The sequence below is a fragment of the Bacillus sp. PS217 genome, assembly GCF_037963535.1.
GTDB classification, from domain to species: Bacteria; Bacillota; Bacilli; order Bacillales; family Bacillaceae; genus Bacillus; species Bacillus subtilis.
In genome coordinates, this window is the sequence record NZ_CP150157.1 from 230,001 (window position 1) to 254,404 (window position 24,404).

Annotated in this window: 19 protein-coding genes, 5 tRNA genes, 2 rRNA genes and 2 pseudogenes (1 of these 28 only partly in view); 14 read left to right on the forward strand and 14 right to left on the reverse strand. The window is 44.4% G+C overall.

Annotated features, from left to right (window positions below):
* Window positions 1-318: ribosomal RNA gene (locus NSQ83_RS01375) — 23S ribosomal RNA — on the forward strand (it extends 2,610 nt beyond the left edge of the window).
* Window positions 319-372: 54 nt separating this feature from the next.
* Window positions 373-488 (forward strand): 5S ribosomal RNA (gene rrf, locus NSQ83_RS01380).
* Between the two features lie 4 nt (window positions 489-492).
* Here the strand turns inward: rrf and NSQ83_RS01385 are convergent.
* Window positions 493-930, reverse strand: a pseudogene (locus tag NSQ83_RS01385) (MFS transporter); the annotation flags it as partial.
* 306 nt (window positions 931-1,236) lie between these two features.
* On the opposite strand from NSQ83_RS01385, the gene NSQ83_RS01390 reads away from it, so the two are divergent.
* Both NSQ83_RS01390 and NSQ83_RS01395 read left to right on the forward strand, forming a co-directional pair.
* Complete coding sequence (locus NSQ83_RS01390) at window positions 1,237-2,673, forward strand: SulP family inorganic anion transporter (RefSeq protein ID WP_198879169.1); 1,437 nt, start codon at window positions 1,237-1,239, stop codon at window positions 2,671-2,673.
* A 145-nt stretch (window positions 2,674-2,818) separates the two neighbouring features.
* Window positions 2,819-3,739 (forward strand): bile acid:sodium symporter family protein, encoded by a 921-nt coding sequence (locus tag NSQ83_RS01395; protein WP_014478637.1) that lies wholly within the window; start codon window positions 2,819-2,821, stop codon window positions 3,737-3,739.
* Window positions 3,740-3,748: 9 nt separating this feature from the next.
* Here the strand turns inward: NSQ83_RS01395 and NSQ83_RS01400 are convergent, their stop codons facing one another.
* From NSQ83_RS01400 to NSQ83_RS01460, 13 genes and pseudogenes are all read right to left on the reverse strand, one after another.
* Window positions 3,749-4,501, reverse strand: a complete 753-nt coding sequence (locus NSQ83_RS01400) for an alpha/beta hydrolase (protein ID WP_198879170.1) — start codon at window positions 4,499-4,501, stop codon at window positions 3,749-3,751.
* On the reverse strand, window positions 4,498-5,508 hold the full coding sequence (gene feuC / locus NSQ83_RS01405) for an iron ABC transporter permease FeuC (RefSeq protein ID WP_003234980.1): 1,011 nt from the start codon (window positions 5,506-5,508) through the stop codon (window positions 4,498-4,500). Before feuC ends, NSQ83_RS01400 begins: the two co-directional genes overlap by 4 nt.
* Window positions 5,501-6,505 (reverse strand): iron ABC transporter permease, encoded by a 1,005-nt coding sequence (locus NSQ83_RS01410; RefSeq protein ID WP_003234979.1) that lies wholly within the window; start codon window positions 6,503-6,505, stop codon window positions 5,501-5,503. Before NSQ83_RS01410 ends, feuC begins: the two co-directional genes overlap by 8 nt.
* An 18-nt stretch (window positions 6,506-6,523) precedes the next feature.
* Complete coding sequence (gene feuA / locus NSQ83_RS01415; RefSeq protein WP_014478641.1) at window positions 6,524-7,477, reverse strand: iron ABC transporter substrate-binding protein FeuA; 954 nt, start codon at window positions 7,475-7,477, stop codon at window positions 6,524-6,526.
* A gap of 90 nt (window positions 7,478-7,567) precedes the next feature.
* Window positions 7,568-9,157, reverse strand: coding sequence for a bacillibactin transport transcriptional regulator Btr (gene btr / locus NSQ83_RS01420; protein WP_198879171.1), 1,590 nt, complete (start codon window positions 9,155-9,157; stop codon window positions 7,568-7,570).
* A gap of 190 nt (window positions 9,158-9,347) precedes the next feature.
* Complete coding sequence (locus NSQ83_RS01425; RefSeq protein ID WP_064911734.1) at window positions 9,348-10,592, reverse strand: exo-beta-N-acetylmuramidase NamZ domain-containing protein; 1,245 nt, start codon at window positions 10,590-10,592, stop codon at window positions 9,348-9,350.
* A gap of 13 nt (window positions 10,593-10,605) precedes the next feature.
* On the reverse strand, window positions 10,606-12,534 hold the full coding sequence (gene nagZ, locus NSQ83_RS01430; protein WP_198879172.1) for a beta-N-acetylhexosaminidase: 1,929 nt from the start codon (window positions 12,532-12,534) through the stop codon (window positions 10,606-10,608).
* Between the two features lie 27 nt (window positions 12,535-12,561).
* Window positions 12,562-13,887, reverse strand: a complete 1,326-nt coding sequence (gene amiE / locus NSQ83_RS01435; RefSeq protein ID WP_198879173.1) for an N-acetylmuramoyl-L-alanine amidase — start codon at window positions 13,885-13,887, stop codon at window positions 12,562-12,564.
* 56 nt (window positions 13,888-13,943) lie between these two features.
* Window positions 13,944-15,311, reverse strand: a complete 1,368-nt coding sequence (locus NSQ83_RS01440; RefSeq protein ID WP_003234968.1) for a PTS transporter subunit EIIC — start codon at window positions 15,309-15,311, stop codon at window positions 13,944-13,946.
* Between the two features lie 25 nt (window positions 15,312-15,336).
* Window positions 15,337-16,188 carry a MurR/RpiR family transcriptional regulator gene (locus NSQ83_RS01445; protein ID WP_015252968.1) on the reverse strand — a complete coding sequence of 284 codons (852 nt, stop codon included), beginning with the start codon at window positions 16,186-16,188 and terminating at the stop codon, window positions 15,337-15,339.
* Window positions 16,189-16,204: 16 nt separating this feature from the next.
* The gene (gene murQ / locus NSQ83_RS01450; RefSeq protein ID WP_339238907.1) at window positions 16,205-17,119 is read right to left on the reverse strand and encodes an N-acetylmuramic acid 6-phosphate etherase; all 915 of its coding nucleotides are present in this window, start codon (window positions 17,117-17,119) and stop codon (window positions 16,205-16,207) included.
* Window positions 17,120-17,228: 109 nt separating this feature from the next.
* Window positions 17,229-17,700, reverse strand: a pseudogene (locus tag NSQ83_RS01455) (GNAT family N-acetyltransferase).
* A gap of 12 nt (window positions 17,701-17,712) precedes the next feature.
* Window positions 17,713-18,168, reverse strand: a complete 456-nt coding sequence (locus NSQ83_RS01460) for a DUF523 domain-containing protein (RefSeq protein WP_003234960.1) — start codon at window positions 18,166-18,168, stop codon at window positions 17,713-17,715.
* Window positions 18,169-18,347: 179 nt separating this feature from the next.
* Between NSQ83_RS01460 and NSQ83_RS01465 the strand changes: the two genes are divergently transcribed.
* The 10 genes from NSQ83_RS01465 to glmM all read left to right on the forward strand — a co-directional run bounded on the left by NSQ83_RS01465 (window position 18,348) and on the right by glmM (window position 23,989).
* A tRNA-Glu gene (locus NSQ83_RS01465) sits at window positions 18,348-18,422 on the forward strand.
* Between the two features lie 3 nt (window positions 18,423-18,425).
* Window positions 18,426-18,501: transfer RNA gene (locus tag NSQ83_RS01470), tRNA-Val, on the forward strand.
* Window positions 18,502-18,505: 4 nt separating this feature from the next.
* Window positions 18,506-18,578 (forward strand) — tRNA-Thr (locus NSQ83_RS01475).
* A 22-nt stretch (window positions 18,579-18,600) separates the two neighbouring features.
* Window positions 18,601-18,685, forward strand: a tRNA-Tyr gene (locus NSQ83_RS01480).
* A 4-nt stretch (window positions 18,686-18,689) separates the two neighbouring features.
* Window positions 18,690-18,761, forward strand: a tRNA-Gln gene (locus tag NSQ83_RS01485).
* Between the two features lie 230 nt (window positions 18,762-18,991).
* Window positions 18,992-19,555 carry an RNA polymerase sigma factor SigW gene (sigW, locus tag NSQ83_RS01490; RefSeq protein WP_014478649.1) on the forward strand — a complete coding sequence of 188 codons (564 nt, stop codon included), beginning with the start codon at window positions 18,992-18,994 and terminating at the stop codon, window positions 19,553-19,555.
* Between the two features lie 13 nt (window positions 19,556-19,568).
* A complete protein-coding gene (rsiW, locus tag NSQ83_RS01495) occupies window positions 19,569-20,195 on the forward strand; it encodes an anti-sigma-W factor RsiW (protein ID WP_038428286.1) in 627 nt (208 codons plus the stop codon).
* Window positions 20,196-20,355: 160 nt separating this feature from the next.
* Entirely contained in the window at window positions 20,356-21,177 is an 822-nt protein-coding gene (gene cdaA / locus NSQ83_RS01500; protein ID WP_003223651.1) for a diadenylate cyclase CdaA, read from the forward strand.
* On the forward strand, window positions 21,170-22,624 hold the full coding sequence (gene cdaR / locus NSQ83_RS01505) for a CdaA regulatory protein CdaR (protein ID WP_024571951.1): 1,455 nt from the start codon (window positions 21,170-21,172) through the stop codon (window positions 22,622-22,624). Before cdaA ends, cdaR begins: the two co-directional genes overlap by 8 nt.
* Window positions 22,625-22,642: 18 nt before the next feature.
* On the forward strand, window positions 22,643-23,989 hold the full coding sequence (gene glmM / locus NSQ83_RS01510) for a phosphoglucosamine mutase (protein WP_198879015.1): 1,347 nt from the start codon (window positions 22,643-22,645) through the stop codon (window positions 23,987-23,989).
* The last annotated feature ends 415 nt before the right edge of the window (window positions 23,990-24,404 follow it).

Consider the following 24,404-nt stretch of genomic DNA (forward strand, 5'->3'; position numbering starts at 1 on the left):
GGTTCAGAACGTCGTGAGACAGTTCGGTCCCTATCCGTCGCGGGCGCAGGAAATTTGAGAGGAGCTGTCCTTAGTACGAGAGGACCGGGATGGACGCACCGCTGGTGTACCAGTTGTTCTGCCAAGGGCATCGCTGGGTAGCTATGTGCGGACGGGATAAGTGCTGAAAGCATCTAAGCATGAAGCCCCCCTCAAGATGAGATTTCCCATTCCGCAAGGAAGTAAGATCCCTGAAAGATGATCAGGTTGATAGGTCTGAGGTGGAAGTGTGGCGACACATGGAGCTGACAGATACTAATCGATCGAGGACTTAACCACATTTTGAATGATGTCACACCTGTTATCTAGTTTTGAGAGAACACTCTCAATTTGTTTGGTGGCGATAGCGAAGAGGTCACACCCGTTCCCATACCGAACACGGAAGTTAAGCTCTTCAGCGCCGATGGTAGTCGGGGGTTTCCCCCTGTGAGAGTAGGACGCCGCCAAGCAAGCTTAAACCCAGCTCATTGAGCTGGGTTTTTTGTTTTTATCTTCGGTACATTTTATCAAGATTCTGCTTTTTAAGTTTTCTAATACTTTCAATCCCAATACAATCCCCAGCATGATCAACATGAGAGTCATAAATAATCAAAATGCAGTTTGAACGGGAGACTCATCCAGAATCCATCCGACTGCAATTGGCAGAATAGAGCCGCCAATCCATTGGCAGCGAGCAGCATGCCTGTCGTTTGTTCTGTTTTTCCATGATAAAATTGGTTGGTGACAATTAAGATAATGGCGAACATGCCGGCCATAAATAAGTCCTAAGAAAAAACTAAGAATAATCTCTGCAAAAGCTGTTTTATTGATTGCCAAAATACAGAGTTAAATGAGGCCGCTCATATTTATCAGCCTGAGATAATGATGATAGGTTATTTTTTCGGAAACCGGCTCGGGTTGCCAAATGAGAGAAAAGATATTACTGTCATTAAAACGATTCTTGGTTTCATCCGAATATGATAAAATGACTCTGACTATATTTGTGCCATTTTTTTCCCCATCGTTCTCTTGCGTAATTGATAAAAATTTATTATGATACTCTTTGTATGACAACTCCTTGCCTCAATACAATATACTCAACGTTTCCCCGTTTTCCCCGGTCGTTTTTCTTTTCATTTTCTCCCGTAAAATAAAAAAAGCTCCCAATACAATAGATATGGTGCGGATTTATTTTTTACTAAAAAGGAGTCGTTATATTTGAATAATAGTTTTACATTAAAACAGCAATGGTTCGGGAATATCCGAAAAGACATTCTTGCTGGCATTTTAGTTGCGTTAGCGTTAATACCTGAAGCGATTGGCTTTTCTATTATAGCCGGTGTGGATCCGATGGTCGGTCTTTATGCGTCATTTTGTATAGCCATTATTATTTCTATTTTTGGCGGCAGACCTGGCATGATTTCAGCTGCGACAGGCTCAATGGCAGTCGTTATGGTGTCGCTGGTTGCTGATCATGGGCTTCAGTATTTATTTGCGGCTACGATTTTGACAGGCATTATTCAGGTGATTTTAGGTATCAGTAAAATTGCAAGATTAATGAAATTCATCCCGCGTTCTGTGATGATCGGGTTTGTGAATGCGCTGGCGATCCTTATCTTCTCTGCGCAGCTTCCCCAGTTTGAAGGTGCTTCTTGGAGCATGTATGCGATGCTTGCCGGGTCGTTGGTTATTATTTATGTGCTGCCAAGGTTTACGACTGCTGTTCCGTCTCCGCTTGTGGCGATTATTGTGATGACAATTATTGCGGTCACTTTCCATGTGGATGTGCGGACGGTTGGTGATATGGGCAATATTTCTAGTTTATTGCCTCATTTCTTAATCCCTGATGTTCCGTTTACCTTTGAAACACTGCAAATTATTTTTCCTTATTCAATTGCTTTAGCGTTTGTCGGGTTGCTTGAATCTTTGCTGACAGCACAGATTATTGATGAAATGACGGATACGGACAGTGATAAAAATAAAGAGAGCCGCGGACAGGGAATTGCGAATATCGTGACTGGACTCTTTGGCGGAATGGCAGGCTGCGCTATGATCGGACAATCTGTCATTAATACAAAAGCGGGCGGTCGCGGACGTTTGTCAGCATTTGTTGCCGGTGCTTTTCTGATGTTTTTAATTGCGGTGTTAAGTCATGTCGTGGTGAAAATCCCAATGGCGGCGTTAGTAGCTGTAATGGTTATGGTGTCTGTCGGCACTTTTGATTGGTCTTCTTTAAAAGGTCTCAAAAAAGCGCCGCTCACGGACTCGATTGTCATGGTTGTGACTGTGGTTACGGTTGTTGTGACGGATGACTTATCTAAGGGTGTATTTGTCGGTGTTCTTTTAAGTGCCGTGTTCTTTGTGGCAAAAATCTCGAAGCTGAAAATCGTTTCTCATGCAGAGGAACAAAAGCTTAGAACGTATCAAGTAAAGGGGCAAATCTTTTTTGCGTCAGTGACTGATCTTACGAATGCGTTTATATATCAAGAGGATATTGAGCGGGTTGTGATTGACTTAACTGAAGCTCACGTATGGGACGATTCTGGAGCGGCCGCACTTGATAAGATTGTTGCGAAGTTTAAGGAACAAGGCATTGAAGCTGAGTTAAAAGGTTTGAATAAAGCGAGTAAATCTCTAATGAAACAGATGGCATAAAATAGAGAAGCCCAGATGAATGAGATCTGGGCTTTTTTATATAACATACACTTAAGCAGCATTGATATAATAGAGAGAAGAGAAATTTTAAATAGGGGACTTGCATATGATGCTTCAGAAGCTGAACCGTGTATTGGGGAGAGTGATGCCGCTGTTAACGCCGACTAGTGTGGTGCTGGGCGTGCTGCTGTCTCAGTTTTTAAATGGGTATGAATGGGCTGTGCCTTGGATCTTTGCTTTTATTACGTTTGCAGGCAGTTTGAGCGCGAACTTTCAATCTTTGAGACATGCATTGTCTCATCCTCTCCCTATGATTCTTGCACTATTCGTTCTTCATATTTTCATGCCGCTTTTTGCTTGGGGCAGCGGCCATCTTATATTTAAAGGTGATCCTTTGACGATTACCGGTTTAACATTGGCTGTTGTGATTCCTACGGGGATTACAAGCTTGATTTGGGCAGCGATGTACAAAGGGAATGTCGGTTTGACACTTTCGATTATTTTAATTGATACTGTGCTGTCACCGCTAATCGTACCGCTGAGTCTTTCATTGCTGGCCGGCGCTCAGGTTCATATGGATGTGTGGGGAATGATGAAAGGTCTGATTGTAATGGTCGTGATTCCTTCTTTTCTGGGCATGCTGTTTAATCAGATGTCATCTCCAGAAAGAACTGCGTCTGTGAGCAGTGCGCTGTCGCCTTTTTCAAAGCTTTGCTTGATGGCAGTGATTGCGATTAACAGTTCAGCGATTGCTCCTTATTTCAAATCCATTGATTTGAGATTTGCAGGAATAGCTGTAACGGTATTCTTTATCGCGTTAACAGGCTATGCCGCTGCTTGGCTGATCGGAAAAATGATGAAAAGGCGGCAAGAGGAAATAGTCTCTCTTATATTTACGGGAGGCATGAGGAATATTAGTGCCGGCGCAGTTCTTGCCGTTACGTTCTTCCCGTCTCAGGTTGCCGTTCCTGTTGTGATCGGCATGCTGTTTCAGCAGATATTGGCTGCTTTGTTTGGCTATATGCTGAATCGTTTTGAATTAAAACCAATGTTGCAGAAAGCATAAAAAAACCGCTCATAGGGTTGAGCGGTTTTTTCCGTATAGCCATTCGAGCGCGTTGATGAACTGTTTGCAGAAATACTTGCGGTGGTGCACCGCTCCTTTTTCAATTGAAAGATACAACTGGTCTTCAGTGAAGCCTTTTTCTTTTAGACTTTGATGAACTTGCTTTGTTTTTTTCAGCATATGTCGCTGAATGGATTGTTTTTCACGGCCTTCTTCACTCCCGACAGACATGAAAACACGTGTAGTGGCGGGCTTTAAAGAAGATATATGAATGGTTTCCGCTGCGTTCTTGTACCAGTATGAACCTGAGATAGAGCCTATTTTCCCGAACATTGACGGATACTTTAATAAGGCGAACATTGAGATGAGGCCGCCTAATGAGGCACCGATCATTCCTCTTGTGTGCGGTTTCCTGATGACGTTCCAGTTTTCTTCGATTAGCGGAATGAACTGGTTCGTTATATCAGACAGATAGTGATATCCCATTCCGCCGAAGTCCGTGAACCGATCACTGAGTGATGCAGCCGGCCAAGGTGTGTATTCATTTAGCCGGTTTTCGGGTTCGATACCGATCAGCACGAGTTCAGGGAGCCTTTGCTGTTGATATGCGCTTTCTAATAATTCGATTTGGTTTTGGAACAAAGAACTGCCATCCTGCACGTAAACAGCAGGAAATCCCCCGCTGTCTGTGCTGTAGGAAGGAGGGAGGTACAGCGTGAACCTCCTGTTGCCGGCTTTGTGTTCTGAAAGAGATCCTTTCAAGCATTCTCCCCCTTTTTTTGCTTGAAAAGCAGATATAAGAAATAAGGAACTCCGAGGATCGCCAAAATGATGCCTGCGGGCACTTCTGCGGGCTGAAAAAACAGTTTTCCGGCAAAGTCTGCGCTTATCACAAGAAGCATCCCGATTAAACCGCTCAGTGGCAGGATATAGCGATGTTCGACGCCAGCCAGTCTCCGTGAGATATGGGGAGCAATTAAGCCGACAAACGCCATGCTTCCCGCTACGGAGACACAGGCGCTGATGATTGCTACACAGGCTACGAGCAGGATGGTTTTTTCTTTATTTGATGAAATGCCGAGGCTTCTGACTGTGTCTTCATCAAAACGAATGGTGTCGAGCAGGCGGGATTTGCCGATAAGAATCGGTATAAACAGCAGCATCCATGGGAGAACGGCTGTGATATACGTCCAGTTGGCAGACCAGATGCTTCCGTTTTTCCACACCATGGCCATTTGATAGTCTTGCGGGTCCATTTTTAAAGATAAAAACAAAGACAGGGCGCTGAATCCTGAATTGATCGCAATCCCTACCAGAATAATTCTTCCTGAATCTAAATTGCCTCTGTGCCATGCAAATATGTAAATCAGGATCGCCGCGATGAGCCCGCCTATCAATCCAAAGAGCGGCATTCCCATCGCTGCAGCTATGGATGTCACTTCCTTCTGGCCTTGGAATAAGAGCATAAACGCTACAATGCCGGCTCCTGCCCCTGCGTTGATTCCGAGAATTCCAGGATCAGCAAGCCCGTTTCTCGTGATGGCCTGGATAACAGCGCCTGCAATGCCAAGACCGAGTCCAATAATAGCAGCCATGACAACCCGCGGCAGTCTTAAATCGAACAACAAAATTTCATACTGCGGATTCGGGTCGATTTGAAAAAGAGTGGAGAGCAGCTCAGCAGGACGAACAGAAAATGATCCGCTCGTTAAGCTGAAATAGCTGACAACAAGAATCAAAGCGATGAACAATGCATATTTTTTAGCCATTTTGCTCCCCTCCTTTTCGTTTAATTAAATAAAGGAAGAAAGGTACGCCGATAATGGATGTTACGACCTCAATCGGTGTTTCAAACGGATAGTTGATAAATCTGCTTGCGAGATCACACAGGGTTAAAAAGATTCCGCCCAAAATACAGGAGCACGGAATCAGCCTGCTGTAATCAGAGCCGACGAGAAATCTCGTGATATGCGGAACAACCAATCCGACAAACGCAATTTTTCCGGCCAGCGCTACGGCACTGCCGGTTAAAATGATGACGGAAAGCATCGCCATGATTTTAATGGTTTTTTTCTTTTGCCCCAGGCTTTTAGAAATGTCGTCCCCTAATGATACAGCGGTTACCTTTTTGCTGAGAGAAATGGCCATTATAATGCCAATCAGGAAAAACGGAGCGGCGAGCTTCAGGAAATCCGGACTCATTTGATGAAGTCTGGCACTGTACCAGAAACTGAGATCCTGAGAAATTTGAAAATAAATCGACATGGCCGCTGATAAGCTGCTGAGCAGCATGCTTGTGACTGTGCCGATGATGGCGAGCTGCACGGGGGTAAATCCGTTTGGCATCATGGCGGCAAGGCCGAATACTAACACAGCTCCTAACGCTGAGCCGATAAAAGAGTATATCATCATTTCAATCGAAGATGATTGCGGGAGCAGAACCATGCAAAGCGTAATGATAAACGCTGAACCATCTGAAACACCCATAATGGATGGCGAAGCTAAATAATTGCGCGTGATGCCCTGCATAAGCGCTCCAGAAACAGCAAGGGCTGCCCCTATGAGCAAAGCGCCGGCAGCCCTTGGAATCCGGGAGTGCCATATAATTTGATGGTCTGTGTTTCCCGGATCGAAATGAATAAGAGATGTAAAAACAATATCTGTGCTAAGATGCTTTGCCCCATAAAGGATTGAAAGTAAAAGTGACAGCGCTATAGCAAATGGAGAAGTAATCAATATGATACGTGTCCACTGTTTTGAATACATACAAAAACCTACTCTGAATTAGTTTTGTGTCAATTTTTCAGCAGCCGCTTTCAGGAAACGGACTTTGCTCCAAGCTGTGCCGCCTTGTGCGAGAGGGTCCACTGAGTTGACATACACATGATCTTCTTTGACTGCTTTAAGGCTTTTCCAGATTGGATTTTTCTCTAAATCTTTTAAGGCATCAGGTTTGTCTGCATTTTCATCATCAGAAAATTGGACGAAAATATGGTCCGGGTTCATTTCACTTAATTTTTCTAATGAAATCAGCTCTTGCGCTTTTGCAGCTTTTACTTCGTTAGGCGCCTTAAGGCCTAAATCACCGTATAGTGTGGAGTTGAAATACACCTGTTCAGGGTAAATGTAAATGTTGCCTTGTCTAATTCTAATGACAAGCGCTTTTGAATCTTTCGCTTTATCGTTGATTTTTGTTTTTGTTTCTTTTAGATCCTGTTCATAGTCTGCAATAATTTTCTTTGCTTTTTTCTCTTTTCCGGTCAGCTGGGCAAGCAGCATCATGTTTTCCTTCCAGTTTGAAGAGATATGAGAAACTGGGATCGTCGTGCCTGCTGTGCTGATTTTTTGCAGCGTTTTTTCCGGAAACTTTGTTGAAGCAAGGATAACATCTGGCTTCATTTCAAGAATCTTTTCAATATTTGGCTCCATTTTTTCTCCGGTTGGTTTGGCTTTATCAGTGATGTCTTTGAACATATCAGGGAATTTGCCGGAGAATGAAATTGCGCCTTGCGGATGAACGTCAAGCAATTTCGCGTCTTCCATTGATTCAACGCTTCCCGTAATGGCGATTTTGTCTGTCGGTACAGTTACTTCATATGTTTTATCAAGGTATTCAATTTTCTTCTTCTCAGATGCTGTGCCGCTTGCCTTGCTGGCAGTTGATTCATTTTTACTGCCGCAAGCTGCCGCTGTCAGCGCGAGAAGCAAGATCAATAAGGTAAGAGATATCTTTTTCATCTATAGAGCCTCCTGTTCAATTGATAACTATTATCAATTGGAATTATAGAGAATGAACAGATATAACACCATGGACAAATTCCTGATTTATCATGGACAATCTCCGGATAATAAAGAAACAGTTTGCTGAACGATGCGTTCGTGCCCGCAAGCTGAGTATTCATTCCACGGATCAAGGGATAGAAGATAAACACGGTTATTCCGTACCGCGCTTAGGTTTTGCCATGCTTCTGTCTGCTGTAATTGCTGGTAGTAAGCTATGGTCTCCGGCTCTTTAAAAAGAAAAAGCATCATACAGTCAGCTTGGTAATTTGCGATATTTTCTAACGAAATCGCTTGTTCTGAAGGTGTGTCAGCCGTTGTTGCCGAGCTGAATCCTAAATCCCCAAAGAAAACTTCGCGGACACTTCGGTTATGTGCCAGATAGAAGTTTTGCTTATGCAGCCTCAAAAAGAGAAAACGCAGCCCTTGAACGTGCTGAAGTGTTTTTTTGGCGGCTGTTGTCTGCTGGTCATAATCCGCTAGCCACTTTTCTGCTTCGGACTCTTCCTTTAAAAATGAGGCAGTTTGCAGAAAGTGGGTTCTCCAGCTTTCTTCTGAAGGAAGGTACATGACTTCTGCGATGCGATTCAGGCGATCTTGTTCTTCTGGAGAAATAGAATCCATGCTGACAATCACATCTGGTTCTGCCTGTGATAACGTGTACAGGTTTTCTTCCCACTTTTCATTAAACCGGTATGCACTAAGCTGGACGGGTATATCTGTCGAATAATGCTGATAGTAGTAAGACGTCCATTTCGGATGCAGAGCGGCCGCAAAAGGTATGTGGTGAAGAGGGATGAGATGGCCCATTGTGCCCCTTCCGTATGCGGCGATTTTCTTTCGGCGTTTTTTCATATAGCTTGTAGGTGAACAGCCTGTATATTTTTTGAAGATTCTGCTGAAATAAAATTCATCTTGATAACCGGTTTGGTGTGCGATTTCTTTCAATTTGCAGTTTGATTTTGCCATGAGCCGTTTTGCCTTTGTGATTCGTGTTTTCGTAATAAATTCTGTTACGCTCTGTCCTGTCCATTTTTTAAAGCTTTCACTGTAGTGTTTGGCACTGATTCCTGCCATTTGCGACAGCTGGGCAAGCGTGATTTTTGTATCGGCATGGGTTTCGATATAGTGTTTTGTTTTTTCGATTGCTGAATGTGTATCCGTTTGATCAGATAAACTGGCAGTAAAAAGATCATAAATCAGGCTTTGTACTTCAATCACACATTTTAGCTGAGAAAGCTGAGACGATTCATTCCATTGTGCGGCAAGCTCTTGAAGCCGGACTGCAAGATTTTCGATATGTGAAACATTCATAAGCTTCAGTTTGGCTAATTCCGATTCTGTGCACGGTGTGAAAATATCTTGTCCGGTTTCCTTGATATAGCTTTGAAGCCTGATCAGACAGGCATCTATATGTCCATCGGCTGCTAGCGTAAAGCCAAAGGTATCGTTAGGCGGACAAACATAAAGTGTCTTTTTTTGCAGAGGATTGGTGTTTGTTCCGATCGAAATATAGCCGTTTCCTTTTAAATGAAAAATCAGCACGAATGAATCGGCTAATTGCTGTTCTGAGAAGAGATCACTTGTCTTTTTTAGATATTCAATTTGTACCGGTTGATAAATCACTGCATTTTGCACGAGTAGACCACCTTTTCAGAAGCTTTCAATTGATAATCATTTTCAATAAAAATTGTACCAAATAAATGAAAGTTTTCCTATATAAAGCGGGTGGGTTTTTAGCATGAAAAAAACCCTTACTTATGTGTAAAAGTAAGGGTCTTTCGTTCAATAAGAATATGTTACACGTGTAACATACGATGCTTATGTTCTAATAAATGAGATACTTTTTTCTTGTTTTGCTGAATTGTTGGAGTGTTTTTTCATAGCTGTTTATGATGTTCTCAACCGAAGTTCCATTTTCAATTTTTGTCCTGATCCAGCCGTTGCCTGCCAGTTTATCGAATGAACCTGTTGACAGGAACTCAAAATCCTCAGGATAGAGATCGTGTATGGTTTTAATGACTGAAAGACCCGTTTTAACGGCTTCAAACTTATCTCTGTCTGTCACATAGAGCTGCACACCGTGGCAAAGCGTTCCTTGATGTTTAGAAAACGTCGGTGTGAAGGATGCTGCCCTAAATGTAACGCCCGGCAAATGGAGGCTGTTTAATGTTTCTTCAAGTTCTGTGCTTTTGATAAAGGGAGCTCCGATCAATTCGAATGGCTTTGTTGTCCCTCGCCCTTCGGATATATTTGTTCCTTCAATCAGCCCGGTTGCAGGATAAACAAATGTGCTTTCCACCGTCGGCATGTTAGGCGAAGGGAGGACGAAAGGCAATCGGGTATCGTCAAAATCCATTTTTCGTTTCCAGTGTTTCATTTTTACCACTGTAAGATCGGCATCAATACTAAATTCTTTGTTGAACAGTGAAGCCAATTCGCCTATCGTCATCCCATGCTTCAATGGAATGGGATACAATCCGACAAATGAGGCGTATTCAGGTTCTAAGATTGGTCCTTCAATATGATTCCCGCCTTGAGGATTCGGACGGTCCAGCACCATAAATGGAATGCCGTTTTCTTTAGCGGCTTCCATTGCGTATGCCATTGTATAAATGTACGTGTAGAAACGGGTCCCGACATCCTGAATGTCAAACATTAGAATATCGACATTTTTAAGCATTTCTGGAGTCGGTTTTTTCGTTTTTCCGTAGAGGCTGTATACGGGAACCCCGGTTTTTTCGTCAATGTAAGAGCCTACTTCGTCTCCAGCCTGGGCGTCACCGCGGACGCCGTGTTCAGGGCCGAATAAAGCTGTTAGTTTGATATCCGGGTTCTCGTAAAGGATATCGACACTGCTTTTTAGAGATGCGTTTACTCCGGTTGGATTGGTGATCAGTCCGATACGTTTTCCCTTGAGCTGTTTTTTATAGTCTGGCAAGAGCGTGTCTATCCCAGTCTGGACTTTAGGTTTTTTAGCTGTTTGATTCTTTGAATCGGGTGAAGCAGAGGCAGCGGTTATCGTTCCGAACATCATGAGCCCTGTCAGAAAAGCGAATATTGTTTTTCTCATGTGTCCCTCCTTATTAAAGCGGTCTTCCCGTTTTGATATTTAATCCGTAGCCAAATGGGTAAAGGGTGTTCCCTGGTTTCGTGACTGACGGAATGTCAACTGGAAGTGTGCCTTTAGGTTTTGCCTGGCCGAATATCGCCATCACTCCGGCCGGAATATTAGGTTGAAGATAACGGCCATTTGCGTATCCTTTAAAGCCATAGACTGCAATCAGTGCTTTTGCTTCTTCGAAATTGGCTGCGTCATAGGGGTTGCGCAGGCTCATTAAGACAAATGGTTTGTTGTGCTGCAGTGCGGCTTTCATGACAGCTCTCGGAAACACGGTGGCCCATTTGCTTGAATCTGATATTGTGTCGTCGATGACACCGTCGTTGACGACAGGGTCATTTTTGACGACATAGGAGCCGGTAATGATATAATCAGCCTCTTTTACTTGTTTTTCATGCTCGGTCTTAAATACTTGGCTGGCAAAGTTCATTTTGCTGAGGGATACGGGTTTGATTTTCTTTCGCTTGATGAGATCGTGAATGGTTTGTTCGATTGAAGCAGTTTGTTCTTCGTAAGGTGCCACAATTAAGATGTGGCTGCCTTTCTTAGGATTGAACGGCAAAGTGTGCTGTTCATTTTTTAATACAGTTACTGCTTTTTCAGCTATTTTTTTCTCTGCTTTCAGGTGCCGCTTGCTTCCTACGATTTTTTTGGCTTTGGCTATTTTTTCTTTTGTACTGTCGCTGTTTCGCGCTGGATACATGCCGCGTTTTATTTTCAGGGAAATGATTCTTTCAACTGATTTGTTGATTTGTTGTTCAGGAATATCCCCGTTTTTCACGGCTTCTTTCAAAGCTTGAATAACACGTGCGAATTTCTGTTCTTCTTTCATTGAAGTGACTGAGGCTGGCATTAATGCAATATCGACACCAGCTTTTACGGCCATGACCACAGCCTCTTCCTGTCCGAAATGATCTGCAATTGCCTTCATATTGAGCGCATCGGTAACGATGACCCCATTAAAGCCCATTTCCTGACGAAGAAGACCTGTCATCACTTTTTGCGAAAGTGTAGCTGGAACCAGAATGTCCGATCCATCGAGTTTGCTTTTGTATGTGGTGTCGTCGAAGGCAGGGAATTGAACATGGGCTGTCATCACCATATCAGCACCAGCATCAATTGCTTTTTGAAAAGGATAAAGTTCGACCTCACGAAGCCGTTCTTGGCCATGGGAAACGAGCGGCAGTCCATAATGGCTGTCAACGTCCGTGTCTCCATGTCCCGGGAAATGTTTGAGGGCAGACGCGATATCCTGCCGCTGCAACCCTTTCATCGTGTATAAACCGAGACGTGATGTCAGTTCTCGATTGGAGCTGAATGACCGTACGCCGATTACAGGATTATCGGGATTATTGTTAATGTCCACGACAGGGCTGAAATCTGTATTGATGCCTAAGGCAGAGAGCTCTTTCCCGATAATGCTGCCGGTCTGATACGCATTGATTCTGCTTCTGGCTGCGCCCAGCGCCATATTCCCTGGGAAATTAGTGCCCTCCCCTAACCTCGTTACAATGCCGCCTTCCTGATCAATACTCAGCATGAGCGGGATTTTTGGACTTGCCTTTTGGTAATCGTCTGTCAGTTGGACAGTTTGTTTTGCTGTTTTTACATTTTCTGCAAAAAGGATGATGCCTCCGAATTGATATTTCTTGACGAGGCTGGCGACTTCATCATTCATTTCTGTAAGGGCTTGCGGAGAGGACTCGCCTTCCTTTTGCCAATTTCTAAAATCAGGCATCAGCATCTGGCCGAGTTTTTCATCTAACGACATACGATTGACAATCTGATTGGCATCGATTGCACGTTTGGATGCAGAGGCTTCTGTCTGTCTGGCCCCGAAAAAGCATGAAAGAAAGAGAACGGCTGAAAGGATAAGCGGAAAGACAGGTCTCATAGAAACTTCCTCCTATCGTCTAATCATTCACTCCATCGCTTCATAAATCGCAGTTATGACACTTCCATAACTGCCTGTTGCAAATTGATCACCCTCAAAGACGTTTGGATTTTCTTCTGGATCAATAACTGGTGTATGCTTTTTATTTGTTAACAATGCGATGCCTAAATTGTATGCTGGATCAATAATTGTAACTGTCCCTGTCCAGCCGGTATGCCCGTAAGCATTTTTGCTGGCATGAGGGCCAAACATCCATTCCATGCTTTTACTTCCGTTCCGCCTCCAGCCAAGAGCGAATGTCGGGTCTGTTACTGAAGGTGCTGTAAACAGGTCGGCTGTTTTCTGATCAAATAAAGAAATGTTTCGGTATGAACCTTTGTTTAACATGACTTGCAGCAGTATGGCCATATCATCTGCATTTGAGAACAATCCGGCATGCCCAGACACGCCATCCATTGAGTAAAACGCTTTTTCGTCATGCACCTCTCCTTGCAGCGTGTTTGTGCGGATGTTAGGGAATTGAATAACGCCGTCACGTGTATTGCCCATTCGTTCAGTAGCTGCGAACTGTTTCGGTTTAAAGCCCTTTTGCAGCGGATTGTACAAGGTATGCTTCAGCCTGAGCGGTTTGTAGAGCTCTTGCTCCGTGTAGACATCAAGCGGTTTGCCAGTGAGTTTTTCGACAATACACCCAAGTAGCATATATCCAATGTCACTGTATACGTGTTTTGTCCCGGTTTGATAATCGAGCGGAATTTTCGTCAAATATTCAATCGTTTTGTCCCGTTCTTGGGAATAGTACTTGCCGGCTTTTTCCGGCGTGTAAAAGTAAAAGCTTGATGGGAGCCCTGATTGGTGCTGGAGGACATCAATGACACGTATCTTGTCTTTTCCTTTTATGAGGTTACCCGGCTGATCCTTGAAACCCGGCAAATATGCAGAAACTTTTTCATAGACGTCAAGTTTTCCTTGGCTGACTAAGCGCTGCAATGCAAAATTTGTTGCGTACATTTTTGTATTTGAGGCTAAGTCAAACATCGTGCGGGTTTTCATTTTGGCCGGACGGCGCAGCAGTTCTGATCCTTCGTACTTTTTACTGTAGCCGTATGCTGCTTTTTTTATGATGCGTCCATCCTTCACCACCACAAGAACGGCGCCTGGAAATCCTGCTGCAATATCCCGTTCTATCATCTGATCTACCTTCCTTAGCTTCTTCGTCGAGAATTGTGCAGTTTCTGCATTTATGATTTTCGGCTCAATCAAGTTGTCTGCTGTTTGTGCGAAGGTTTCATTTGGCGCAAATATCGATAGGGTTAAAATGGCACTGAATATGAACAGTGTCTTTGTTTTCACAGGCTAGCCCCTTTCTGTGCTTCTATCCCGTTTACTATCCCTAAAACAGAAACAATTTAATCGAACTGAGAAGCCATTTCATCTTTATATCCGAATGCATAGGTCAATAAAAAACCGGCCGCGTAGGAAATAAAGAGCCCAACGATATACAGGATGATTTGCGAAGGCAGGACTAGAAAAGAAAGCGGCAGTCCGGAGACACCAATCGCAATGGTGGCTACTTGAAAATAAGCTTGAAAGGCGCCGCCGATTCCAGCTCCTAAACATGCTGTTAAAAACGGACGGCCAAGCGGCAGCGTGACTCCGAAAATAAGCGGTTCACCAATGCCGAGCAGTCCCGATGGAAGCCCGCCGGCGATTGCTTTCCTCAGTGTTGTTTTTTTCGTCTTCACGAAAACGGCAAAGGCCGCGCCTACCTGTCCTGCACCTCCCATAGCCAAAATAGGGAGCAGAGGATCATTGCCAATTGAATTGATCAGTTCCATGTGCACAGGCGTCAAGCCTTGATGCAGTCCGGTTACGACGAGAGGAAGGAAGGTTGCGCCCAGAATAAAGCCTGCAGCGATGCCGCCGATGTCCAGGATGGACAGAAGGCCGGATGTAATGGCATCAGAAATGAATCCGCCTAAAGGCATAAATACGACATACGTTACGATTCCGGTGATTAACAGTGAAACGGTGGGTGTGACAATGATATCGAGTGATTGAGGGATAAAACGGCGAATAAATTGTTCGGTGTAAGCAATGAATATGGCTGCGAAAAGGACGCCGATCAGACCTCCCCTGCCCGGGAGAAGCTCTTCTCCAAATAAACTGATTTTTGCGATCTCCGGATTGATAATCAAGATCCCGGCCAAAGCCCCAAGTGCGGGTGTCCCGCCAAATTCTTTCGAAGCGTTAATACCGACGAGAATGCCGAGATAAGTGAACAGCCCTGATCCGATGACTGTCAGGATAATCGCAATTTGTGAGTCTGCAGAGAGCCAGCCTGCTTGAATAATTGCTTTGGTAATCCCAGTAATTAAACCGGAAGCGACTAGAGCGGGAATAAGAGGGATAAAAATGCTGGCAATTTTACGTAAGAAAAGTTTAAAAGGAGTGGCATTTTTCCGATTGATATCGGCTTTCTTTTTGGCGGCTGCTTCTTTGACATCGGCACCTTCTTCTGCTGACACGAGCTTTGAGAAAGCAGCTGTAACATGATTGACGACTCCTGTGCCGAGGATAATTTGTAAGGTTTCAGCTTCAACGACCCCCAATACGCCGTCAAGCTTTCTTAAAGCCTGAGCATCCGCTTTGCTTTCATCGTAAGGCGTAATGCGCAGGCGTGTCATGCAATGCGTATATGAAGAAATATTGGATTTTCCTCCGCATAGCTCAAGGATTTTCTGTGCGAGATGATGGTAGTTATTTTCTTTGCTCATTAAAACCCCTCCCCTTCAAGATGCCTTATTTTATTCTCATAGATTGTATGGCTGCTCTCGTTTTATCGATATAACCGGTTGTCGTTTCATACTGCTCAGCCGCCATGCCTAAAAACAAAACATCAATTATAAAAAGCTGGGCGAGGCGGGAGGAAGTGGCTGCACTTCGAATCAAGGCTTCATTGGAATGGGCTGTATACAAAGGGACATCAGCCAGTGCGGAGACGGATGTCTGACTGAATTGTGTGAGGCTGATCGTTGTGATGCCTTTTTCCTTAGCCATGGCAAACAGTTCAATGATTTCCTGTGTCTCTCCTGAAAACGAAATGGCGAATACGATGTCGTCTTTATCTGCATTTGCGATTAAAGATGCCACAAGATGAGTGTCTGTAAACGCGGTTGCTTGTTTATGAATGCGAAGCCACTTTTGCTGGGCGTCCTTGGCGACAATGCCGGAAGCCCCGAGGCCGATAAAATGCACGGTATGAGCTTTGAGAAGCAGAGAAACCGCTCGCTCAAGCTCTTTGTAGTCCATCAGGTCTGAAGTATCCTGAATGGCTTGAATGGCATTGCCGGCCGTTTTTTCGGAAATGGAGGGCAGCGGCTCGTGGGGAACAATATCCCGGTAGCCCTGAAAAGTAGGCTTTGCCAGATCGCCCGCTACTCTCATTTTTAAATCTTGAAATCCTTTTAAACCGAGTGATTTGCAGAGCCTGATGACGGCAGCGTCACTTGAATTGGCTAAGGCGCTGATTTCGTTGACCGTGCTTTCGATTGCTTTGTGGGGATGGGCTAGGATATAATCTGCAAGTTTGCGCTCGGATGGAGGGAGCTTATGCTTCATTGATTGGATGATCGCTAAACCGCCTGTGGCCATTCTAGTTCTCTCCTTATCATGGATGGTAATGTTCGATTGCTTTGTCAATGAAACCGTTTGCTTCATCGAGTAATGTCTTTGCTTGTTTCTGATCTGTGCTTGTTTTGAGCATGACGATTGCTGTTTTAACGTGATGATCGGCTTGTTCCAGAGTGTATCTGGCTGTGTCGTATGAAGCGTTTGTAAGGCTTTGGATGATGCTGATGGCGCGTTCTTTTAGTTTTTTGTTGCTGACGTTGACGTCTACCATCAAGTTTTCGTAAACCTTGCCGATTTTGACCATTACAGCGGTAGATATCATGTTTAGAATCATTTTATGAGCGGTTGCGGCTTTCATACGTGTTGATCCTGTAATGGTCTCAGGTCCGACGACAACCTCAATGCTGTGATCCGCATCCTTGCTGATGGCGGAATTTTCATTGCAAGTAAGGGCGATGGTGTGTGCTCCGACTTTGCGGGCGTATCTTAGGGCGCCTGCGGCGTAGGGTGTGCGGCCGCTTGCTGCGATGGCAATGACGGTGTCATTTGAAGTGAGCTGTATGTTTCTTAAATCTTCAGCTCCTGCTTCTTCACTGTCTTCAATGCCCTCTGCTGCCTGTAAAAAGGCTTCGGGGCCTCCAGCCATGATTCCGATGACCTGATCTGGGCTTACGCTGTAGGTGGGAGGACATTCAACAGCATCCATGACGCCGAGTCTGCCGCTTGTGCCGGCGCCTGTATATATGAGCCGGCCTCCATTTTGAAACGATTCATATGCGCAGTCTACAGCTGTTTTGATGTCGGGGAGAACCTCCTGAACGGCTGCAGCGACTTTCATATCTTCGTTGTTGATCATTTTAAGGATGCCGAGAGTGTTTGCTTTGTGGATTTCAACTGTTTGGCTATTGCGTGATTCCGTTGTGAGACGGTGAAGGTTTAATGGTTCTGACATGAGGATGCCCCCTGTTTTAAAATGATATATCTCAATATTCAGTATATTCATTTCTGTTATGATATTTCAACTATGTTTTTAAATTTTTGAAATTTTATTTCACTTAAGACTATAAGAAATGATGAAGGATCAACTGTTCTCCAAGCGGCCCGATTCTTCGCCGTCCTTTATCAAGGAACCCGCTTTTCATATAAAGGTGTTTTGCGCGTATGTTCAGATGATTGACGGCCAAGATGATTTCGTCGCACCATGGAAAATATCCGCTCACAAAAGCGGGAAGCAAAAGCATGGCTTTTTTCGCATAGCCTTTTCCGTGATGCACAGCGTTTAAAGACAGGGAGCTGAGCAGTAAAGCAAATGGATTGTTAGAATAGGAAGCAAGCGTTTCTTTTGATGCATGTAAAATGAAAAAACCGACTGGAAGGTCGTCTTTTAAGATGACAACCGGGTATCGGTCCTGTATGCCCAGAGCCTGAGACAGCACCTCTTTCGGGAGGGAGGTAAAGCTTGGTGAGCGTGAATGATTGGAGCTCGGGCAAGTGTTCAGGCTTATAGAAGGATAAAGAAATGTCTTGAGTCATGGGGTGGCCTCCTTACAATATGTCGTTAAGCTCGTTTTCCGAAATGACGCGGTAGCCCGCTTGTTTTAACAGTGCGGCGGTTACTCCGCTGCCGGTGATTTTTTTGCCAGAGAATGTGCCGTTATAGATAAAACCGCTTCCGCAAGATGGACTGTTTTCTTTTAATATGACGGCAGAAGCGTTGATTTCTTTTGCGTAAGCCAATGTTTTCGCGGCGCCTTCCATATATAGTTCTGTGACGTCTTCTCCTGAAGCTGTCACGATTTTCGCTGTTCCATTGAGGACATCCTCGCCAGTGCCTCCTATGATTTCTGCGGGTTCGCGTGGGGTAGAGAAGCCGCCGAGAAGTTCAGGGCAAGCCATGACTGCTTTCTTTTCATCGACTAGTTTTCTGATTTTCTCCGACGCTGCGTGAGAGCCGTTATATCTGCATTCAATGCCTCCAAGGCAAGAACTGACTAGTATCATATTGGTTTCTCCTCTCTTGCTTTGCTTGTCTCTATCATAAAATAAATGGCTTTAGTTGGGAGGCTTTTTCAGTTAAAAAAGGAGTTAAAAAGTTTGAAAATAAAAAATTTAATTTTTCTCTTTACAAACAGGGGGTGACCTGTATATAATAACTTTTGTCAGCTCGACGAGAACACAACGGCCCGTTGGTCAAGCGGTTAAGACACCGCCCTTTCACGGCGGTAACACGGGTTCGAATCCCGTACGGGTCACCATTTGGAGGATTAGCTCAGCTGGGAGAGCATCTGCCTTACAAGCAGAGGGTCGGCGGTTCGAGCCCGTCATCCTCCACCATCTTGCCGGTGTAGCTCAATTGGTAGAGCAACTGACTTGTAATCAGTAGGTTGGGGGTTCAAGTCCTCTTGCCGGCACTGTTTTTTCAAAATTTTATGTGGAGGGGTAGCGAAGTGGCTAAACGCGGCGGACTGTAAATCCGCTCCCTCAGGGTTCGGCAGTTCGAATCTGCCCCCCTCCACCATTATTGGGCTATAGCCAAGCGGTAAGGCAACGGACTTTGACTCCGTCATGCGTTGGTTCGAATCCAGCTAGCCCAGTCACAGACACCTTTGATCAAAAGGTGTCTTTTTTCTTTTCGGAAAAATCATTCCAACTTCTAACTGTTCAGTCTGTATAATAATTTTAAAAATATGTTAAGGTAGTTTATTCACGAATTACCATCTACACCCTGCCAAAAATTTGATAAACTTATTTTATAAAAAAATTGAAACCTTTTGAAACGAAGCTCGTATACATACAGACCGGTGAAGGCAGAGGTTAGATAAATATGGAAATGATGATTAAAAAAAGAATTAAACAAGTCAAAAAAGGCGACCAGAATGCATTTGCGGACATCGTAGATATTTATAAAGATAAAATTTATCAGCTTTGCTACCGTATGCTTGGCAATGTGCATGAGGCGGAGGATATTGCACAGGAAGCTTTCATCAGAGCGTACGTTAATATCGACAGTTTTGATATTAACCGGAAATTTTCAACTTGGCTTTATCGAATCGCGACCAATTTGACCATTGACCGCATTCGCAAAAAGAAGCCGGATTATTACCTCGATGCAGAGGTGGCTGGTACGGAAGGCTTGACCATGTATTCTCAAATCGCCGCAGATGGTGTTTTGCCTGAAGATGCAGTTGTGTCGCTGGAGCTCTCAAACACGATACAGCAGAAAATTTTAAAGCTTCCTGACAAATACAGAACAGTCATCGTATTAAAGTATATTGACGAACTCTCATTAATTGAAATCGGGGAGATTCTAAATATTCCTGTGGGGACTGTGAAAACGCGGATTCACAGAGGCAGAGAGGCTCTTAGAAAACAATTAAGGGATCTTTAAGTGGGGTGATGAAATGAGCTGTCCTGAACAAATTGTGCAGCTTATGCATATGCATCTTGATGGAGATATCCTTCCAAAAGATGAACACGTATTAAATAAACATCTGGAGACATGCGAGAAATGCAGAAAGCATTTTTACGAGATGGAGAAATCCATAGCGCTCGTACGGAGCACATCGCATGTCGAAGCCCCCGCGGATTTTACCGCTAATGTCATGGCAAAATTGCCTAAGGAGAAGAAAAGAGCTTCTGTAAAAAGATGGTTCAGATCCCATCCCGTTATCGCAGCTGCTGCGGTATTCATCATTTTGATGGGCGGGGGTTTTTTTAACAGCTGGCATAATGACCACAATTTCAGCGTGTCCAAGCAGCCGAATCTTGTGGTTCATAACCATACTGTGACCGTGCCAGAAGGTGAGACGGTCAAAGGTGATGTCACTGTTAAAAACGGCAAGCTGATTATTAAAGGCAAAATAGACGGGGATGTAACCGTCGTAAACGGCGAAAAGTATATGGCCTCTGCTGGACAAGTCACCGGTCAGATTGAAGAAATCAATCAATTATTCGATTGGACATGGTACAAGATGAAGTCTGCGGGGAAAAGTGTACTCGATGCATTCAGTCCGAAGGGAGAAGAGTAAAGCGCGTTAGCCGCTTTGCTCTTTTTTTGCGGGCTGAGAGGGCTGGCACATTTCACTTGCTAAATCGAAATGTGGTATAATGGGCTCGCTATGTAAAGTACATATGCGTAACACGTAAAACACAAAATACGAAATGACTGAAATCTTGGAGGACGAGGAAATGGCTTTTGAGGATATCCCTTTTTTGCAGTACCTCGGCAATGCCGTTGATATTCTCCTTGTTTGGTATGTGATATATAAATTGATTATGGTGATACGCGGCACGAAAGCGGTTCAGCTGTTAAAAGGAATTGTAGTCATCGTGCTTGTTCGTATGGCCAGCCAATATTTGGGCCTCAGCACACTTCAATGGCTGATGGACCAAGCGATAACATGGGGATTTTTAGCAATTATTATTATTTTTCAGCCTGAGCTGAGAAGAGCGCTTGAACAGTTAGGCCGCGGCCGCTTTTTTTCGAGGAGCGGCACGCCTGTTGAAGAAGCGCAGCAGAAAACGATTGAGGCCATTACAAAAGCAATCAATTATATGGCGAAACGCCGTATAGGCGCCCTGCTGACCATTGAGCGGGATACTGGAATGGGGGATTATATTGAGACTGGCATACCACTAAATGCCAAAGTCAGCTCTGAGCTGCTGATCAATATTTTTATCCCAAACACCCCGCTTCATGACGGTGCGGTGATTATGAAAAATAATGAAATTGCCGCGGCCGCCTGTTATCTGCCGCTTTCTGAGAGCCCGTTTATTTCAAAAGAACTGGGCACGCGGCACAGAGCGGCTGTCGGTATCAGTGAAGTAACAGACAGTTTGACGATTATTGTGTCTGAAGAGACCGGCGGCGTCAGTGTGGCAAAGAACGGCGACCTTCACAGAGAGCTTACAGAAGAAGCGCTGAAAGAAATGCTTGAAGCCGAGTTTAAGAAAAACACCAGAGACACTTCTTCTAACCGCTGGTATTGGAGGGGCAAGAAAAATGGATAAATTCTTAAACAACCGCTGGGCTGTGAAAATCATTGCTCTGCTTTTCGCGCTCTTGCTTTATGTGGCGGTTAACAGCAACCAAGCACCGACTCCCAAAAAACCGGGTGAATCTTTCTTTCCGACATCAACAACTGATGAAGCAACTCTGACTGATATTCCGGTTAAAGCGTATTATGATGATGAAAATTACGTCGTGACGGGTGTTCCGCAAACGGTTAATGTCACGATAAAAGGCTCGACAAGCGCCGTGAAAAAGGCTCGGCAGACCAAAAACTTTGAAATATATGCTGATATGGAACATTTGAAAACCGGCACACATAAGGTTGAGCTTAAGGCCAAAAACGTGTCGGATGGGCTGACAATCTCAATTAATCCGTCTGTTACGACAGTGACCATTCAGGAACGGACGACCAAAAGTTTTCCCGTAGAAGTGGAGTACTACAACAAAAGCAAGATGAAAAAAGGCTATTCTCCGGAGCAGCCGATTGTCAGTCCGAAAAATGTGCAGATTACCGGATCGAAAAATGTCATCGATAATATTTCTCTTGTAAAAGCTTCAGTGAATTTGGAAAACGCAGATGAAACGATTGAAAAGGAAGCGAAAGTGACTGTCTATGATAAAGACGGAAACGCGCTTCCTGTCGACGTGGAGCCCTCGGTCATCAAGATTACGGTTCCGGTGACAAGCCCGAGTAAAAAAGTGCCCTTTAAAATTGAACGGACAGGAAGCCTTCCTGACGGTGTCAGCATAGCGAATATTGAATCCAGCCCCAGTGAGGTAACGGTTTACGGCTCACAGGATGTGTTGGATTCTCTTGAATTTATTGACGGCGTCAGCTTAGATTTAAGTAAAATTAACAAGGATTCCGATATCGAGGCAGATATTCCGCTTCCTGACGGTGTCAAAAAAATCTCACCGTCAAAGGTGACTTTGCATATAGAAGTCGACAGTGAAGCGGATCAGAAGTTCGAGAATGTCCCTATCAAGACTGTAGGGCTGAGCAGCTCACAAAACATTGAATTTCTTGATCCTGAATCACAAGCGATAGATGTAACGGCTAAAGGCTCTCCCACGAATATAAATAAACTGAAAAAATCAGATATTGAATTGTATGTGAATGTTTCAGATTTAGAGGACGGGGAGCATAGCGTGAAGCTTGAAGTGAACGGGCCACAGAATGTAACTTGGTCCTTGGGGCGGAAAAACGCCAAAATCAAGCTGACGTCTAAGAAAAGCAATACATCAACGAATGATAACAGCAGCAATACATCAGGGAACCAGGATGACACAGATAAACAAACAAATGATCAAAAGAACAATCAGCAAGAAGATACAAAGAACACTGATAAAAACAACAACGATCAAAACCAAGACGAAAATAAAGATCAAAACCAAGATCAGGATGAGGATGAATCCACTGCGAATTCACAATCCTCATCGGAATAAAAAAGGAGCGATTATAAAATGGGCAAGTATTTTGGAACAGACGGTGTAAGAGGTGTCGCCAATAGTGAGCTTACACCTGAGCTGGCCTTTAAAGTCGGACGTTTCGGCGGTTATGTGCTGACAAAAGACAAACAACGTCCAAAGGTGCTGATAGGCCGCGATACACGCATCTCCGGCCATATGCTGGAGGGAGCCCTTGTCGCCGGACTTTTATCCATTGGCGCAGAAGTCATGCGCCTGGGTGTCATTTCTACACCAGGTGTATCTTATTTGACAAAAGCGATGGATGCAGAGGCGGGCGTCATGATTTCCGCTTCTCATAACCCGGTGCAGGATAACGGCATCAAATTCTTTGGGGGAGATGGATTTAAGCTTTCTGATGAACAAGAGGCTGAAATTGAGCGCCTGATGGACGAACCTGAGGATAAGCTGCCAAGACCTGTCGGAGCAGACCTTGGACTTGTAAACGATTATTTTGAAGGCGGACAAAAATATCTGCAATTCTTAAAACAGACAGCTGATGAAGATTTCACAGGCATTCATGTGGCATTGGACTGTGCCCATGGCGCAACGTCATCCTTGGCGACACACCTGTTTGCTGATTTAGATGCAGATGTTTCTACAATGGGGACTTCCCCGAACGGATTAAACATTAATGACGGCGTCGGTTCGACTCATCCCGAAGCGCTCAGCGCGTTTGTCAAAGAGAAAAACGCGGATCTCGGTCTTGCGTTCGACGGTGACGGCGACCGCCTGATTGCTGTAGATGAAAAAGGAAATATTGTAGACGGCGACCAAATCATGTACATATGCTCAAAACACCTGAAATCAGAGGGCCGTTTAAAGGATGATACTTTGGTTTCAACCGTGATGAGCAACCTCGGCTTCTATAAGGCGCTCGAAAAAGAAGGCATCAAAAGCGTACAGACAGCTGTCGGCGACCGCTACGTAGTAGAAGCAATGAAAAAAGACGGCTACAACGTCGGCGGAGAGCAGTCAGGACATCTTATTTTCCTTGATTACAACACGACAGGGGACGGATTATTGTCTGCTATTATGCTGATGAACACTTTGAAAGCCACAGGCAAGCCGCTGTCAGAGCTTGCAGCTGAAATGCAGAAGTTCCCGCAGCTGTTAGTCAATGTGAGAGTGACTGATAAATATAAAGTTGAAGAAAATGAAACAGTAAAAGCAGTTATTTCTGAAGTTGAAAAAGAAATGAACGGCGACGGCCGGATTTTGGTGCGCCCTTCAGGAACTGAACCGCTCGTCCGTGTCATGGCTGAAGCGAAGACGAAAGAGCTGTGCGATGAGTATGTCAATCGCATTGTTGAAGTCGTCCGGTCAGAAATGGGATTAGAGTAACGAAGTCTATTATCAGAGAGTGAACAAGACAAGCGAGGTTTACATAAGATAATTGTGAGACATACGGCAAAGTTGTTTAAAAAACAATTGACCGTTTATGCCACATGTTGTAAAATCAAGCTTGTCTTGTTCTTATTTTCTCAATAGGAAAAGAAGACGGGATTATTGCTTTACCTATAATTATAGCGCCCGAACTAAGCGCCCGGAAAAAGGCTTAGTTGACGAGGATGGAGGTTATCGAATTTTCGGCGGATGCCTCCCGGCTGAGTGTGCAGATCACAGCCGTAAGGATTTCTTCAAACCAAGGGGGTGACTCCTTGAACAAAGAGAAATCACATGATCTTCCAAAAAACATGTAGGAGGGGACGATTGAAAGTCCCCTTGAAATTTGACTTTCTTCGTCTCCTTTTACAAT